The sequence below is a fragment of the Lysobacter korlensis genome (genome assembly GCF_042434515.1).
The window spans coordinates 214310-229250 of sequence record NZ_JBHLTG010000002.1 but is presented as its reverse complement, the minus strand read 5'-3'; the positions used below and the strand labels follow the sequence as shown (position 1 = coordinate 229250).

The 14941-nt window shown below is 71.3% G+C and carries 14 protein-coding genes; 12 read left to right on the top strand and 2 right to left on the bottom strand.

Annotated elements, in window-relative coordinates; all coding sequences use genetic code 11:
* Positions 1-95 precede the first annotated feature (95 nt).
* The 5 genes from ACFFGH_RS10270 to leuA all read left to right on the top strand — a co-directional run bounded on the left by ACFFGH_RS10270 (position 96) and on the right by leuA (position 6208).
* Entirely contained in the window at positions 96-1301 is a 1206-nt protein-coding gene (locus ACFFGH_RS10270; protein WP_386667887.1) for a sensor histidine kinase, read from the top strand.
* Entirely contained in the window at positions 1298-1960 is a 663-nt protein-coding gene (locus ACFFGH_RS10265; protein WP_386667885.1) for a response regulator, read from the top strand. The genes ACFFGH_RS10270 and ACFFGH_RS10265 overlap by 4 nt, the downstream gene beginning before the upstream one ends.
* A 79-nt stretch (positions 1961-2039) precedes the next feature.
* Entirely contained in the window at positions 2040-2801 is a 762-nt protein-coding gene (locus ACFFGH_RS10260) for an ABC transporter ATP-binding protein (RefSeq protein WP_386667883.1), read from the top strand.
* A complete protein-coding gene (locus ACFFGH_RS10255; protein WP_386667881.1) occupies positions 2798-4195 on the top strand; it encodes an ABC transporter permease in 1398 nt (465 codons plus the stop codon). The genes ACFFGH_RS10260 and ACFFGH_RS10255 overlap by 4 nt, the downstream gene beginning before the upstream one ends.
* Positions 4196-4447: 252 nt before the next feature.
* On the top strand, positions 4448-6208 hold the full coding sequence (gene leuA, locus ACFFGH_RS10250; RefSeq protein WP_386667879.1) for a 2-isopropylmalate synthase: 1761 nt from the start codon (positions 4448-4450) through the stop codon (positions 6206-6208).
* A gap of 9 nt (positions 6209-6217) precedes the next feature.
* Here leuA and ACFFGH_RS10245 read toward each other — a convergent pair whose 3' ends face one another.
* Together ACFFGH_RS10245 and ACFFGH_RS10240 are read right to left on the bottom strand one after the other, a co-directional pair.
* A complete protein-coding gene (locus tag ACFFGH_RS10245; RefSeq protein WP_386667877.1) occupies positions 6218-6874 on the bottom strand; it encodes a trimeric intracellular cation channel family protein in 657 nt (218 codons plus the stop codon).
* Positions 6874-7626, bottom strand: a complete 753-nt coding sequence (locus ACFFGH_RS10240) for an SDR family oxidoreductase (protein WP_386667875.1) — start codon at positions 7624-7626, stop codon at positions 6874-6876. Before ACFFGH_RS10240 ends, ACFFGH_RS10245 begins: the two co-directional genes overlap by 1 nt.
* Before the next feature lie 87 nt (positions 7627-7713).
* On the opposite strand from ACFFGH_RS10240, the gene recO reads away from it, so the two are divergent.
* The 7 genes from recO (at position 7714) to ACFFGH_RS10205 (ending at position 14919) form a co-directional block, all read left to right on the top strand.
* Entirely contained in the window at positions 7714-8457 is a 744-nt protein-coding gene (recO, locus tag ACFFGH_RS10235; RefSeq protein WP_386667873.1) for a DNA repair protein RecO, read from the top strand.
* Positions 8454-9257, top strand: a complete 804-nt coding sequence (locus ACFFGH_RS10230) for an isoprenyl transferase (RefSeq protein ID WP_386667871.1) — start codon at positions 8454-8456, stop codon at positions 9255-9257. The genes recO and ACFFGH_RS10230 overlap by 4 nt, the downstream gene beginning before the upstream one ends.
* Before the next feature lie 189 nt (positions 9258-9446).
* Complete coding sequence (locus ACFFGH_RS10225; protein ID WP_386667870.1) at positions 9447-10151, top strand: NUDIX hydrolase; 705 nt, start codon at positions 9447-9449, stop codon at positions 10149-10151.
* A gap of 10 nt (positions 10152-10161) precedes the next feature.
* Entirely contained in the window at positions 10162-11439 is a 1278-nt protein-coding gene (gene nadA, locus ACFFGH_RS10220) for a quinolinate synthase NadA (RefSeq protein ID WP_386667868.1), read from the top strand.
* Positions 11436-12944: an L-aspartate oxidase gene (gene nadB / locus ACFFGH_RS10215; protein WP_386667866.1), complete on the top strand. Its 1509-nt coding sequence runs from the start codon at positions 11436-11438 to the stop codon at positions 12942-12944. The genes nadA and nadB overlap by 4 nt, the downstream gene beginning before the upstream one ends.
* Complete coding sequence (gene nadC / locus ACFFGH_RS10210; protein ID WP_386667864.1) at positions 12938-13795, top strand: carboxylating nicotinate-nucleotide diphosphorylase; 858 nt, start codon at positions 12938-12940, stop codon at positions 13793-13795. The genes nadB and nadC overlap by 7 nt, the downstream gene beginning before the upstream one ends.
* Positions 13792-14919, top strand: coding sequence for a cysteine desulfurase family protein (locus ACFFGH_RS10205; RefSeq protein WP_386667862.1), 1128 nt, complete (start codon positions 13792-13794; stop codon positions 14917-14919). The genes nadC and ACFFGH_RS10205 overlap by 4 nt, the downstream gene beginning before the upstream one ends.
* The last annotated feature ends 22 nt before the right edge of the window (positions 14920-14941 follow it).

Sequence of the window (14941 nt, the reverse complement as noted above, 5' to 3'; positions counted from 1 at the left end):
TGCACGCCTCGGCCGGCGTACATCTCGAGGATGATTTCGCCTCCGAGAGAGGAAGATCGGCGGCGGGTCGGCGTCCCGCGCCGTAGCGTTGAACCGTGTTCCGTCGCCTGACTCCGCAGCAGCTGACGTTCGACCTCGTCGTGCCGGCCGGGATGGTGCTCGTTCTGTGGGCGGGGTACGCCAGCAGCGGCGGCGCTCATCTGCTCGTGATCGTCGGCATGGGCGTCGCCCTAGCGCTCCGGCGGCTCTCGCCCGGGCTGGCCCTCGGAGTCGCCTGGGTGGTGGCGCTGGCGCAGATGGCGGCCGGACTCTCGCCGAACCCGGCCAATCTGGCGATCGCAGGCGTTCTCTACACGACCGCCGCGTACGGGTCGAAGGCCATCCGCTGGATCGGATTCGCGTCGGCCCCGACCGGTGCTCTGGTCGCCGCGGTGTACGTGTTCCTGCTGCCGCGGGTGAGCGGATTCCCGTGGTTCCAGGCGGGCGTCGGCGGGTCCGCCGCCGAGGGGCTGCTCCCGACGCTGCAGGCCTGGATCGCGTGCACGACCTTCTTCCTGCTCGCGTGGACGCTGGGCCTGCTCGCCCGCACCTGGATGCGCGCCCGCGACAGCCGCCGCGCCCAGGCGGAGGCCGAGCGCATCGTGGTCGTCGAGCAGGAGCGCAACCGCATCGCCCGGGACATGCACGACGTCGTCGCGCACTCGCTGGCGGTGGTCATCGCCCAGGCCGACGGCGCCCGCTACGCCCAGCGGGCTGACCCGGCGACGGCGGAGGCGGCGCTCACGACCATCGCGACCACCGCTCGTGAGGCCCTCGCCGACGTGCGCGTGCTGCTCGGGAGGCTCCGGCACAGCGAGGGAGAGCTGCCGCAGCCGGCGCTCTCCGACCTCGACCGGCTCTACGACTCGCTCGAGACATCGGGCCTCGAGATCGTCCGCACGGAATCCGGTGCTCCGGTGCCGCTGTCGACCGCGTCGCAGCTCGCGGTGTACCGCATCGTGCAGGAGGCGCTCACGAACGCCTTGCGGCACGGCGACCCGGCGGGAACGGTGCACCTCGGCTTCGCGTGGGCCGCCGAGGAGCTCCGCATCACCGTGCGGAACCGGCGAAGGACGGGGGCACCGGCCGAGGTCGTGTCCGGTCACGGGCTCACCGGTATGCGGGAGCGGGCGCTCCTCGCCGGAGGAAGGCTGGAGGCAGGAGCGGTCGGCGAGAGCTTCGTGGTCGAGGCTGCGGTTCCCGCCCCCGCTTCACCGACGGCAGCGGGCGTCGCCGCAGCGACAGCGGCGGAACCACGATGACCGTGATCCGGGTGGCGCTCGTGGACGACCAGGCGCTGTTCCGCGCCGGCATCCGGATGCTGGTGGACTCCCAGCCGGACCTCGAGTGCGTCGGTGAGGCGTCGAACGGCGAGGAGGCCGTCACGCTGGCCGCCGAGACGATGCCGGACGTGATGCTGATGGACATCCGGATGCCGGTGCTCGACGGCATCGAGGGAACCCGGCGCGTGCTTGAGGCTGCGGCGGCGCGAGGGGAGCCCGGCCCGCGAATCGTGGTGCTCACCACCTTCGACCTCGACGAGGCCGCGGCGCGGGCGATCCGGAACGGCGCGAGCGGCTTCGTGCTGAAGGACGCCGACCCGGAGTTCCTGCTCGCCGCGATCCGCACGGTGCACGCCGGGAGCTCGGTCATCGCCGCCTCCGCGACTCGCGAGCTGTTCCAGCACTTCGACTCCCGCGCGCAGCCGACGGCACCGCCGCCGTCGTTCGGGGAGCTCACCGCCCGGGAGCGTGAGATCTTCCTGCTCGCCGCGCGCGGGCTCAGCAACGCCGAGATCGCCGCCAGGGAGTATCTCAGCGAGGCGACGGTGAAGACGCACATCAGCCGCATCCTGGGGAAGCTGGCGCTGCGCGACCGGGTGCAGCTGGTCGTCTTCGCGTTCGAGCACCGCCTGGTGTGACGGATCATCCTCCGGATGTACAGGAGTTCACTCCCGCGGCCGATCCGCGCGACGGCACCCGGTCCGTAGCGTCGGAGGCATGAAGAACCCACCTCACGACGGCGGCCTCGTTGCCCGCGTCGAGCACCTCACCAAGACCTACGGAGCCCACGGCAACCGGGTGACCGCCCTCGCGGACGTCAGCATCGGCATCCGAGCGGGCGAGTTCACGGCCGTCATGGGTCCGAGCGGCTCCGGCAAGTCGACACTCATGCACATCATGGCGGGCCTCGACTCGGCGACCTCGGGTCGTGCCTTCCTCGGCGGCACCGAGATCACCTCCCTCGGCGACGCGGAGCTCACGGTGCTCCGCCGCCGGCGGGTCGGCTTCGTCTTCCAGTCCTTCAACCTCGTGCCGACCCTCGACATCCTCGGCAACCTGATGCTGCCGTTCGAGCTGGACGGGCGGCGTCCGACGACGCAGGAGCAGGACTGGATCGACGCTCTGGTGGCGACCCTGGGGCTTGCCGACCGGCTGCGGCACCGGCCGCACGAGCTCTCGGGAGGACAGCAGCAGCGGGTCGCCATCGCACGTGCACTCGCCACCCGGCCGGATCTCGTCTTCGCCGACGAGCCCACCGGCAACCTCGATTCGCGCACCGGGCGTGAAGTGCTCTCGCTGCTCGCCGCCGCGAGCACCCAGTACGGACAGAGCATCGCCATGGTCACCCACGACCCGATCGCCGCGAGCTACGCCGACCGGATCCTGTTCCTCGCGGACGGCCGCGTCGTCGAGGAGAAGACGCGCTCGAGCGCAGAGGAGATCTCGGCGTTCATGCTCGGGATGGAGCGTGCGGCGTGATTCCGCTCCAGAAGAGGGAGCACGCCCCGAGCGTGCTGGTCGCGGCGCTCTCCGCGGCGTTCGGAGTGAGCCTGCTGCAGCTCACCGGGGTGCTCGGCACCGCGATCGCCGCGGACGACGTCACCGGGTCGAGCCGGACCGTCGGGCTGATGCTCGGCATCGTTGCGGTCATCTTCATCGGGATCGCGGTCTATGTCGGCGCGATCGTGACCGCGAACACCTTCGCCACGATCATCGCGGGGCGCACCCGCACCATCGCGCTGCTGCGCCTGATCGGATCGAGCGCCAAGACACAGCGGCGCGCCGTCGCCCGTGAGGGGCTCGGCGTCGGCGTGGTCGGAGCGGTGCTCGGGGCGATCGTCGGCACGCTGGCGACGATCGCGATGACCTGGATCGCGATCGGGTCCGGCTGGCTTCCGGAGCTCGCTTACTCGTACCTGTCGCCGGTGCTCGCGCTGCCCGTGGTGGCGGTCGTGCTGACCACGTGGGCCGCGTCGTGGGTCGGCTCACGGCGTGTGCTCGTCGTCACGCCGATGCAGGCGATCGGCGGGTCACAGGAGCGGGCGCCGGAGGAGCTCACCGGGCGGGCCCGCACGGCGACCGCAGTCTCGCTGTCCGTCACCGGCGGGGTGCTGCTCGTGCTCGGGATCGCGCTCGGTCTCGTCAGCCCGTTCGGGGTGCTCGTGGCGTTCGCCGGAGGGATCGTCTCGTTCAGCGGTCTCATCGCCGCCGCGCCGATGATCATGCCGCCCGCCCTCCGCTTCGTCGCCCGGGCCTTCGGCGGCAGCGCCACCGGCCGGCTGGCCGGCGAGAACGCCATGCGGTATCCGGAGCGAAGCGCCCGCACCACGATCGGCCTGGTCATCGGCGTCACCCTGATCACGATGTTCGGAGTCGCCGTGGCGAGCTACTCCCGGATCATCGCGCTGGCGCAGCAGGCGCAGCCCGAGGTCTACCTGGGCATCGACGAGATGATGAACGCCACCGTCGCGGTGTTCTCCGTGCTGATCGGGTTCAGCGCGCTGATCGCCGCCGTCGGCATGGCGAACAACCTCTCGCTCAGTGTGCTGCAGCGCACCCGCGAGCTCGGGTTGCTTCGGGCGCTCGGGTTCACGGCGCGGCAGATCCGCGGGATGATCCTGGCAGAGAGCGCGCAGCTGACGCTTGCCGCGGTGCTGGTCGGCCTGATCCTCGGCGCGTTCTATGGCTGGGCGGGTGCGCAGTCGCTGCTCGGCGCGATCGACGGCAGTCCCGGGCTCGTCGTCCCCGGTGTGCCGTGGGTGCTGCTCGGCGTGATCGCGGTCGCCGCCGCGCTCCTCACCTGGGGCGCCTCGCTCGCCCCGAGCCGCCGCGCGACCAGGGTGACCCCGGTCGCGGCGCTCGCGGTGGACTGAGCCTGCGACGGGCCGCTTCGGCGGAGACGGGCCGGCGGGCGAGCCCGGATCCGCCGAAGTGGCACGTCTCCGCCGTGCATCCGTAGGACCAATGGCCCACTTCGCCGAGGATTCCCGGTGAGGAACGGTGGTACCCTCGGTTCGTGCAGTTCGGCCTCCTTCTTCTTAGCCGCCGCGACGAGTCCTAGCCCAGGCCCCCTCGTCGCGGAGTTCGCCGTCGGCCGACACCCACGAGGACCAGGAGCTGAAGAAGTGAAGAACACACAAGCCGCGTCGGCCATGCCGACCCACAAGTACCGCCCGTATTCGGAGACCTTCCACGTCGACCTGCCCGATCGCACGTGGCCGACGAAGACCATCGCGACGGCGCCGATCTGGTGCGCCGTCGATCTCCGCGACGGCAACCAGGCGCTCATCGACCCGATGAGCCCGGAGCGCAAGCGCATCATGTTCGACTTGCTGGTGAAGATGGGCTACAAGCAGATCGAGGTCGGCTTCCCATCGGCCAGCCAGACGGACTTCGACTTCGTCCGCTCGCTGATCGAAGAGAACCTGATTCCCGACGACGTCACCATCCAGGTGCTGACCCAGTCGCGGGACCACCTGATCGAACGCACCTACGAGTCGCTGCGCGGCGCCAAGCAGGCGATCGTGCATCTCTACAACTCCACCAGCGTGCTGCAGCGGGACGTGGTGTTCCGCACCGGCAAGCAGGGGATCATCGACATCGCGCTGCACGGCGCGCGCCTCTGCAAGGCGTACGAGTCGAGCGTGCCCGGCACCGACATCTACTACGAGTACTCGCCGGAGAGCTACACCGGCACGGAGCTCGAGTTCGCCCTGGACATCTGCAACCAGGTGCTCGAGGTGCTGGAGCCGACGCCGGAGCGGAAGGTCATCATCAACCTGCCCGCGACGGTCGAGATGGCGACGCCGAACGTCTACGCCGACTCGATCGAATGGATGTCGCGCAACCTCAACTCCCGCGAGAACGTCCTCCTGTCCCTGCACCCGCACAACGACCGCGGCACCGCCGTCGCGGCCGCGGAGCTCGGCTACCTGGCCGGCGCCGACCGGATCGAGGGGTGCCTGTTCGGAAACGGGGAGCGCACCGGCAACGTCGACCTGGTTGCGCTGGGCCTGAACCTCTTCACGCAGGGCATCGACCCGCAGATCGACTTCAGCGACCTGGACCAGATCCGCCGCACCGCGGAGTACTGCAACCAGCTGAAGGTGCACGAGCGGAGCCCCTGGGCAGGCGACCTGGTCTACACCGCGTTCAGCGGCTCGCACCAGGACGCCATCAAGAAGGGCTTCGAGGCGATGGCCGCGGACGCCGAGCGTCAGGGCAAGCACGTGAACGACCTCGTCTGGGCGGTGCCGTACCTGCCGATCGACCCGAAGGATGTCGGCCGCGGCTACGAGGCGGTCGTGCGGGTCAACTCGCAGTCCGGCAAGGGCGGCGTCGCGTACCTGCTCAAGACCGACCACGCGCTCGACCTGCCGCGCCGGCTGCAGATCGAGTTCAGCCAGGTCGTGCAGGCGAAGACCGACGCCGAGGGCGGCGAGGTGACGAGCGATGAGATCTGGCGGATCTTCCAGGACGAGTACCTGCCCGCACGCGACCCCGACGAGAAGTGGGGCCGGTTCGAGCTGCTCTCGACCCGCACCGCCAGCGACATGACGGGCGAGACGCAGCTGCAGGTGCAGCTGCGGGTCAACGACGAGGTGGAGCCGGCCAGCGCGAAGGGGAACGGTCCGATCGACGCCTTCCTGCGCGTCATGGCGGAGCAGGGCATCGAGGTGCGACTGTTCGACTACGTCGAACACGCGCTCAGTGCCGGCGGCGACGCGCAGGCGGCGTCGTACATCGACCTCGAGGTCAACGGCAAGCGGCTGTGGGGGGTCGGGATCGATGCCGACATCTCCACCGCATCGCTGAAGGCCATCGTGTCGGCGGTGAACCGCGCCGTGCGTGCGGAGGCGGCGGAGCCGCAGCTCGCCGCGGTGTAGGCGGCGTTCTCATCCGCGGGTGTAGCGGAGGCGGCTGAGGGCGCGCTGCTCCGGCAGGCTCCAATCGAAGAGCACCGCAAGCACCCGGATGCCGAAGGTCACCGCGACGCACACGATGGCCGCGGTCAGCACCTCGACGCCGAAACGGTCGAGCACCACCAGGGTGGCGGCCCCGCCGACGGCGGCGAGCGCGTACAGCGACCCCACGTGCATCAGCGCGATCGGCAGGTTGAGCAGCAGGTCGCGAAGGATCGAGCCGCCAACGGCCGCGAGCACGCCGACGAACACCGCTGGCACCTCCGGGAGCCCGAAGGCGAGGGCCTTCGTCGTGCCGATCGCACAGAACAGGCCGATCGTCAGCGCGTCGAGCACGGTGATCACGGCGTTCACCCGCGAGAACAGCCGCTCCAGCAGCATCCCGAGGAGCGCCGCCGCGGTGGCGACGACCAGATACCAGTTGCTGCGAAGCGCGGCGATGTCGGTGTTGAGCATGAGGTCGCGCAGGAGACCGCCGCCGAACCCCGTGGCGATCCCCACGATGGCGACGCCGAGCAGGTCCAGTCGGCGGTCGCGGAACTGCGCGGCGAACAGCGCTCCCTGCACCGCGCCGATGCCGACCGCCAGGAGGTCGGCCCACAGCGGGATGACGAAGGTCCCCGGAGGCATCAGCCGCCGCCGTTTCCCGAACCGGTCCCCAGGAACTCCTCGAACGTGATCCTGCCCACTGCGCGGTCCGGCACCGTGTGCGCCCCTGAGCGATATCCGGCGAAGATCTTCCCCGGAAGGCGCAGCGGGACGATTCGCCGGCCGCTTCCCCGGGCGGACCGCCACACGTCGGCGAGCTCCCTGAACTGGCGGACCGCTGGGCCGCCCAGATCGGGCGCGCGGCCGCCGGGCGGATCGGACGCGAGGGCGGCGAGCTGCGCCGCGACGTCGCGCACGTCGATCGGCTGCACGGCGAAGTCGGGGGCCAGCAGCACCGGCAGCCGGCGCTGAAGGGCGAAGATCCGTGCCACCAGGTCGTGGAACTGGGTGGAGCGCTGGAGAGTCCACGGGTTCGCGGAGGACCGGATGAGCTCCTCGACCTCCAGCTTCGCCCGATAGTAGGGCAGGGGGATGCGGTCGATCCCGACGATCGAGACGGCCAGCAGATGCTGATGCGGTCGCATCGCGGCGAGCAGGTTCCGCGCCTGGCGGACGTCCTCACGCCCGTTCGCGGTCGCCGCATGCACGACGAGGTCCACATCGTCGAGCGCGCGATCGAGCCCCGCTCCGCTGGAGAGATCGCCGACGATCCGGCCGGCCTCGCTCCCGGCACGCCGGCTGAGCACCCGCACGTCGTGGCCGCGCGCCCGGAGCGCCGGCACAACGGCTCGTCCCAGCGTTCCGGTTCCTCCGGTGACCAGCACCACGCTCATGGCAGTCCCATCCCTTCCGCCGTCGCAGGCACCGTCGACCGGCAGGCCGGTCCGGAATCATCCTGGCAGAGGGCGATAATCGTAAGCGTGCCGCTCTACCGGGATGAGGTCGTCGTGCTGCGCACCCACAAGCTGGGTGAGGCGGACCGCATCGTCACGATGCTGAGCCGGCAGCACGGCAAGATCCGCGCGGTCGCGAAGGGCGTGCGGCGCACCTCGTCGAAGTTCGGCGCCCGGCTCGAGCCCTTCATGGTCGCCGACGTGCAGCTCTACGAGGGCCGCAGCCTCGACATCATCCAGCAGGCGGAGTCGCTCGGCTCGTACGGCGCCGAGATCGCCGGCGACTACGGGAGCTTCACCGCCGCGAACGCGATGGTGGAGACGGCGGACAAGCTGACGGAGAACGACGGCAGCCTCCAGCAGTACCTGCTGCTCGTCGGTGCCCTGCGCTCGCTCGCCCGCCGGGAGCACGGGGCCGGGCTGACGCTCGACTCCTACCTCCTGCGCGCCCTGTCGATCGCCGGATGGGCCCCGAGCTTCGTGGACTGCGCCGTCACCGGCGTGCCGGGCCCGCACTCCGCGTTCGTCGCTCAGCTCGGCGGGGTCGTCGCCGACGCGGTCGCGCCGCCGGGTGCGCCGCGCCTGGATCAGCAGACCCTGGATCTGCTGGCCGCCCTGCTCACCGGCGACTGGCCGCACGCCGAGGCGGCTGGGGAGCGCACCCGCAGCCAGGCGAGCGGCGTCGTCGCCGCATACACCCAGTTCCATCTCGAGCGCGGACTGCGCTCTCTGCAGCACGTCGACCGCAGCACCCCGGCGGCAGCCGGATGAGTCCGGTCAGGAAGACGCACCGGGACGCCGTCGCCTTCGTGTCGCTCGACTGGACCGGCGAATTGCCGCCCGAGCTGCCCCGCGGCGCGGTGCCGGAGCACGTCGCGATCGTCATGGACGGGAACGGTCGCTGGGCGAACGCGAGGGGGCTGCCGCGGATCGAGGGCCACCGCGCCGGGGAGGCGTCGCTGCTCGACGTCGTCGCGGGCGCGATCCAGATCGGCGTCAAGCACCTGACCGTGTACGCGTTCTCGACGGAGAACTGGGCGCGCTCTCCGGAGGAGGTGCGGTTCCTGATGGGCTTCAACCGGGACGTGCTGCACCGGCGCCGCGACCAGCTCAACGAGTGGGGCGTGCGCATCCGCTGGTCCGGCCGGAGGCCCCGACTGTGGTCGTCGGTGATCAAGGAGCTCCAGTTCGCCGAGCGCCTCACCGCGCACAACGACGTGCTCACCCTCACCATGTGCGTCAACTACGGCGGGCGGAACGAGCTGACCGACGCCGTCCGCGCCATCGCGGAGGAGGTCGCCGCCGGGCGGCTGAAGCCGTCGGGCGTCAGCGAGAAGGTGATCCAGCGGCACCTGTACGCACCGGATCTGCCGGACGTGGACCTGTTCGTGCGCAGCTCAGGGGAGCAGCGCACGAGCAACTTCCAGCTGTGGCAGAGCGCGTACGCCGAGATGGTCTTCCTCGACACGCTCTGGCCGGACTTCCGCCGCGCGAACCTGTGGCACGCCGTCGAGCTCTACGCCTCGCGGAATCGGCGCTTCGGCGGCGCGGTCGACACCCCGAAGGCCTGACACCCGGCCTGGCCACATCCTCCCGGACGAGGCGGATCCGTCGAGTGCTGCCGTTCGGCGCGAATGCGCCCGTGTGTACGCACGCACTCGTGCCGAAGCACCGCATTCGAGCCATACGGTTTGGGTCATCGTGACCAAAACTGCTAGAGTGTGTTCTGGTCACAGTGACCTTTAGTCGGGGAGGCGAACATGGCGGCATCGCAACGACGCTCGTCCGGCATCGACCTCGCCGTGTCGACGGTCATCTTCGCGCTGCGGCCGGAGCCCGAACGCGACTCGAGCCGGCTGTGGCTGCCGCTCGTGCGCCGCACCCGAGACCCGTTCCAGGGCAAATGGGCGCTGCCCGGCGGGTGGGCCGCGAAGGACGAGAGCCTCGTCGCGACGGCGAGCCGCCATCTGCGCGACACCACCGGCCTCGAGCCGACCTACCTCGAGCAGCTCTACGCCTTCGGCGACGCCGACCGCTCACCCACCGGACGCGTCGTGTCCGTCGTCTACTGGGCGCTGGTGCGCCCCGAGCAGGCGGAGCGGGCGGAGGAGACCGAGAACGTCCGCTGGTTCCCGGCCGACGCCCTCCCGCAGCTCGCCTTCGACCACAATCTGATCGTCGAATACGCCCTGTGGCGGCTCCGAACGAAGATGGAGTACTCACGGATCGCGCACGCCTTCCTCGGCGAGACCTTCACCCTCACAGAGCTCCGCCACGTGCACGAGGCGGTGCTGCAGAAACCCCTCGACCCTGCGAACTTCCGGCGGCAGGTGGAGACCTCCGACGCCATCGTCCGCACCGAGGAGCGGGTCACGGGTGGCCGCCACCGCCCGCCGCGCCTGTACCGCTACAACACCGCCGTCGAGCTCAGCGACAACGGCCCGCTCTCGCACACCCAGATCTAGGAGCTCCGAAATGGCCTCGGTCGCCACCACAATCGAACGAATCCGCACATCGGCGGACGGCGCAACGTGCGCCCCGGAGCTCGCGGCACCGCCGTGGACGCTCGACCCCGTGCCCGGCTACGGCCCAGGCGCATCCATGGGCGACGTGATCCCGGTCGGGGCGCCGCGGCAGGGCGGGCTTCCCGAGGAATACCGGCAGGCGTCCTCCGACGAGCTGCACGAGCGCATCGTCGCCGCGCGCGCCGCCCTCGGGGAGCGCGTGGTGATCCTCGGTCACTTCTACCAGCGGGACGAGGTCGTGCAGCACGCGGACTTCGTCGGCGACTCGTTCCAGCTCGCCAACGCCGCGAAGACGCGCCCGGGCGCCGAAGCGATCATCTTCTGCGGCGTGCACTTCATGGCGGAGACGGCGGACATCCTCACCCGCCCGGACCAGGCCGTCATCCTGCCCAATCTCGCGGCCGGCTGCTCGATGGCCGACATGGCGGACATCGACTCGGTCACCGAGTGCTGGGAGGACCTGGCCGACCTGTACGGAACAGAGCCGGACGCGGACGGCCGTGTGCCGGTTGTCCCGGTCACCTACATGAACTCCTCCGCCGCGTTGAAGGCGTTCTGCGGCGAGCACGGCGGCATCGTCTGCACCTCCTCGAATGCCGAGTCGGTGCTGGAGTGGGCGTTCGAACGCGGCCAGCGGGTGCTGTTCTTCCCCGACCAGCACCTCGGCCGCAACACCGCGAAGGCGATGGGCGTGCCGCTGGAGCGGATGCCGATGTGGAACCCGCGCCGCCCGCTCGGCGGCAACGACGAGCAGACCCTGCTCGACGCGCAGGTGCTGCTCTGGCACGGGTTCTGCTCGGTGCACCGGCGGTTCACGGTCGACCAGATCGACCGGGCCCGTGCCGATCACCCGGGCGCGCGGGTGATCGTGCATCCGGAATGCCCGATGGCGGTGGTCGACGCGGCCGACGAGGCCGGCTCGACCGACTACATCCGGAAGGCCATCGCGGCGGCCACGGAGCCGACCACGTTCGCCATCGGCACGGAGGTCAACATGGTCAACCGGCTGGCCGCCGAGTTCCCGCAGCACACCATCTTCTGCCTCGACCCGGTGATCTGTCCCTGCTCGACCATGTACCGCATCCACCCCGGCTACCTCGCGTGGGTGCTCGAGGGACTGGTGCGCGGCGAGCTGCTCAACCGCATCACCGTGCCGGACGACGTGGCTGAGAACGCGCGAGTCGCGCTCGAGCGGATGCTCGCCATGAAGCCGAAGGGTTCGTCATGAGCGACCTCGTGATCGTCGGCTCCGGAATCGCCGGGCTCACCGCCGCGCTGCGGGCCGGCCGCCGGCATCGGGTGACCCTCGTGACGAAGGGCCCGCTGCTCGACGGTTCCACGCGCTACGCGCAGGGCGGCATCGCGGCGGCGATGTCCCCCGACGACAGCGTGGAGGCGCACATCCGGGACACCCTCCGCGCCGGCGCCGGGCTCGGCGACCCGGCCGCGGTGGCAGCGCTCTGCGCCGAGGGGCCGTCCCTGGTGGGGGAGCTGGTGGAGCTCGGCGTGCCCTTCGACCGGGAAGACGGCGAGCTCGCCCGGGGTCACGAGGCGGCGCACTCGGTGCGTCGGGTGATCCACGCCGGCGGGGATGCCACCGGTCTGGCGATCCACACCACCCTGATCACTGCGCTGCGGGCGGCGCCCGTGCGGATCCTCGAGCATGCCTTCCTCGACGACCTGGTGGCCGACGGCGGGGGCGTCCGCGGCGTGCGGCTGCTCGGTCCGAACGGAGCCGAAGTCCTGTCAGCGGACGCGGTTCTGCTTGCGACCGGCGGTGCGGGCCAGCTGTACCGGCACACCACCAATCCCCCCTGCGCGACCGGCGACGGGATGGCGGCCGCCGCCCGCGCCGGTGCCCGGCTCCGCGACCTGGAGTTCATCCAGTTCCATCCGACCGCCCTCGCCGCCCCAGGGTCCCCGCTGATCTCCGAGGCGGTCCGCGGCGACGGAGCCCGGCTGCTCGACGCCGACGGGCGCCGCTTCATGCCGGACGCGCATCCGGATGCCGAGCTGGCGCCCCGGGATGTGGTCGCACGGGCGATCGCCGCAGTCATGGCGCGCCAGGACGGCGCACCCGTCTACCTCGACGCCCGGCCCATCGGCGCGGACCGGCTCGTCCGCCGGTTCCCCAGCATCACCCGCATGCTGCTCGCGCACGGCATCGACTGGACCGCCGAGCCCGTCCCCGTCACGCCCGCCGCACACTACGTCATGGGCGGCGTCGCGACCGATGTGCGCGGCCGGACCGGCATCCGCGGCCTGTACGCCGTCGGTGAGGTGGCCTGCACCCGCGTGCACGGCGCCAACCGGCTCGCATCCAACTCGCTGCTCGAGGCTCTGGTGTTCTCCGCCCGGGCGGCGGACGACCTCGACACCGCGGTCGGCTGGCGGGCGCGGCCCGCGGGCCGGCTGCCGGAAGCGGCGGCCGACGGAGGAGAGCGAGTCGCTCGGGAGCAGATCCAGAAGGTGATGTGGAACGGAGTCGGCCTGTACCGGGACCGGGAGGGCCTCGAGCGGGCGCAGGAGCTGCTCACCGGATGGCGCGCCGGGGGAGCGAGCGTGGCGGATCGGGAGACCGCGAATCTGCTCCAGCTCGCGCGGCTCGTCACCGCGGCGGCGCTCGCCCGGAGAACCTCGCGCGGCGCCCACTTCCGGGTCGACGCTGGGAATGCCGAAGGCTTCGGCCGGGTCCTCACCGGCGCGGCGCGAACGGCGGTGCCCGCATGCTGACCCGAAGCCAGATCGATCGTGTCGTCGAGCTTGCCCTCGCCGAGGATGCGCCATGGGGCGACATCACGAGTGACGCGCTCATTCCGGAGGGGGCGACGGCGACCGCGGCGCTGGTCGCCAGGGAGCCGGGCGTCCTCAGCGGGATCGACGTGTTCACCGCGGCCATGACGGCGACCGGCGGCCAGGTCACGGTCACGCAGCACCTGGGCGATGGGGAGCGGTTCCCCGCCGGCGCCACGCTCGCGGAGGTGACCGGCAACGCCCGCGCCGTGCTCGGTGCGGAGCGGGTGGCGCTCAACCTGGTGCAGCGGATGTCCGGCATCGCGACGCAGACCTGGGCGTTCGTGGACGCGGTCGCCGGAACCGGAGCCCGCATCGTCGACACCCGCAAGACGACCCCCGGCCTCCGCGCGCTGGAGCGGCATGCGGTCCGGTGCGGCGGCGGGCACAATCACCGCTTCTCGCTGTCCGACGCGGTGATGGCCAAGGACAACCACCTCGCCGTGCTCATCGCCGGCGGCCGTGACCTCACCGAGGCGCTGCGCGACGCACGCTCGCGGCTGTCGCACATCACACATCTCGAGGTGGAAGTCGACCGGCTCGATCAGATCGCGCCGGTGCTCGCCGCCGGAGTGGACACGATCATGCTCGACAACTTCACGGTCGACCAGCTGCGGCGGGGCGTGGAGCTCATCGCCGGCCGGGCCATCGTCGAGGCCAGCGGCACCGTGTCACTCGACACCGTCCGCGCGATCGCGGAGACAGGCGTCGACGTCATCTCGATCGGTGCGCTCACCCACAGTGTGCGTGCACTCGATCTGGGGCTCGACCTGGCGGTGGCGACGGCATGATCTACCTCGACGCCGCCGCCACCACGCCGGTTCGGGCCGACGTGCTGCAGGCGATGTGGCCGTATCTGTCCGGCGAGTTCGGCAACCCGTCGAGCGCGCACGAGCTCGGCGCGCTTGCGGACCGCGCACTCCGCGGTGCCCGCTCGGACGTCGCCGCCTGGCTCGGCGCCCGTCCGTCGGAGATCGTGTTCACCGCGAGCGGCACCGAGGCCGACAATCTCGGCATCCAGGGGATCGCGCTCGCCGCCCCGCGCGGACGGCACGTCGTCACCTCGGCGATCGAGCATCCGGCGGTGGCCGAGACGTGCGAGTTCCTCGCCCGCGTGCACGGATTCGAGGTGACCGTCGTCGCGGTGGACCGGGACGGACGGGTGGACCCCGGCCGGTTCCGCGCCGCGCTCCGCCCCGACACGACGCTCGCCACCGTGATGCTCGCCAGCAACGAGATCGGCACGGTGCAGCCGGTCGCCGAGCTGGCGGCCGCCGCGCACGAGCACGGCATCCCGTTCCACACCGACGCGGTGCAGGCGGCCGGCAGCCTCGGACTGGACGTGCGGGAGCTCGGCGTCGATGCGCTGTCGCTCTCCGGCCACAAGCTGGGCGCGCCGAAGGGCGTCGGCGCGCTGTTCGTCCGCGGCCGACTGTCGCTCGAACCGGTGATTCACGGCGGCGGGCAGGAGCGGGGCAGGCGCTCCGGCACAGAGAATGTCGCGTTCGCCGTCGCCCTCGCCGCTGCGGTGCGTGGCCGCCGCGCCGCCGGACCCGAACTCTCCCGGCGGCGGGACGGGTTCGTCGACGAGGTGCTGCGGACGGTGCCCGGTGCTGTGCTCACCGGGTCGCCCGCCGACCGGCTGCCCGGGCATGCCTCGTTCTGCTTCCCCGGCACGGGCGGCGAGATCGTGCTGCTCGAGCTCGAGCGGCAGGGCATCCTCTGCTCGAGCGGATCCGCCTGCGCCGCGGGCCGGACCGAGCCGAGCCCGGTCCTCCTCGCGATCGGCCTCGAGCCGGACGTGGCGACGACCGCCGTCCGATTCACCTTCGGCGACGATGTCTCCGACGACGACCTGCGCACGACCGCGGCGGCGCTTCGATCGGTGATGGGGTCCATCACGGCGCTCGCCTGAGAACCGGCGGCCCGTCGACAGC